This window comes from Thiocystis violacea, assembly GCF_016583565.1.
In the GTDB taxonomy this organism is placed as follows: Bacteria; Pseudomonadota; Gammaproteobacteria; order Chromatiales; family Chromatiaceae; genus Thiorhodococcus; species Thiorhodococcus violaceus_A.
Genome location: NZ_NRRF01000203.1, coordinates 1 through 1,301, shown reverse-complemented (window position 1 = coordinate 1,301; position 1,301 = coordinate 1). Strand labels below are relative to the sequence as shown.

The window sequence follows — 1,301 nt, the reverse complement described above, 5'->3', positions numbered from 1 at the left end:
GGCATCTCGTTCTGGGATTATCTCAATGACCGCATCGGACAGGTCGCAGCCATCCCGTCCTTGCCGGAGATCGTCCGCGAACGGATCTTGGCCGCTGAGGCCGTGCCGTGAGTTATTGAGAAGTTACCCCGCGCAGTGCGATTTCCTGTCCCATCCTGCCGCATTCACGACCGATGGTACTACAGTCCCGCACAGTTTCCGTCACACCTGGCGAACCAGGCTCAACCATCGGCATCATCACTCTCGGGGTTTAGGGAAGCTGAAATCGACGCTATCGACTGACTTATCAAACCAGCAACAGTTGTCTCCGACCGTCATTCCGCACCCCCTCAGCCGCTTTGAGAATATAACGACACATAGCGCTGACCCAACAGCTCAAGTAAGGCGCTCTGCTGTTGCTGCATATTCAGCACGATCTGCCCCGCGTGCTCAACGACCAGCACGTGGATACCTTTGAAATATTGGAACACCCAACGCGCCGTGGGCCGCGCGGTGGGTTTGCCCTTTTGGTCGGGGAAGGTCTCGTGCTGCGCCTTGAGTGCCTCGCGGATGCGCTGCTCCAAGGCGGCATAGACCAACAGGCACAAGGTCATGACCATCATCAGGGCCATGATGCGCTCGGGTTTCTTGAGGTAGAGTGTCGCGGCCATGAACATCGGGTCCTTGAGGAAGCGAAAGCCGCGCTCGACCTTCTGTTGATCCTTGTAGGCGGCGATGAGGTCTGCGTCGCTGAGGGCCTGGTCATCGAGCTGGTTAGTGGCAAGGATGAAGCAGCTTTTGCGCTCCAAGCGCCGCTAACGTTCCTGCACCCGCGAGGCCAGCGCGCCGTCGATGCGATAGACATGAAAGTCCGGCGCGCGTCCCCGATCTGGGCGCCCTGTGCCATGAAAGCGGGGCAACGCCTCAACGCGGGTTTCGCCCAACATCGCGATCTTGAGCGTGTTCTCGAAGCGCTCTAGGGCCTTGCGTGCGTCCGCCTCGCAGGCAAAGTCGGTGTTGCACAGGCGCTCAAAGCCTTTGAGTTCGGCGCGGCTGTGCTTGAGGCAGTGCGTATCGACGCTTTTCAAGGCACGTTGGCGCGCCTGCGGCGAATACACCACGACCCAGCGTTGGCGCACTTCGCCATAAACCGTGCCGAGCGTGCACCAGGCTGTTTGCGTAAGCTCCTGCATTAAGAAGATATCCGGAACATAGTTTGCTTAAACTTTAGGTTTCTTGGAGTTTTCGGAATAAGATTTGTGCGCAAGCCAGGTGAATCAGTGCCAAGTAATTGGGCATCTGGCAAACATAACGGGTACGAA

General features: G+C 57.9%; 1 pseudogene. It reads right to left on the bottom strand.

Annotation, left to right across the window (positions count from 1 at the left end):
* Nucleotides 1–329: 329 nt before the first annotated feature.
* Nucleotides 330–1,175, bottom strand: a pseudogene (locus CKO23_RS27080) (IS1634 family transposase); the annotation flags it as partial.
* Between the last annotated feature and the right edge of the window lie 126 nt (nt 1,176–1,301).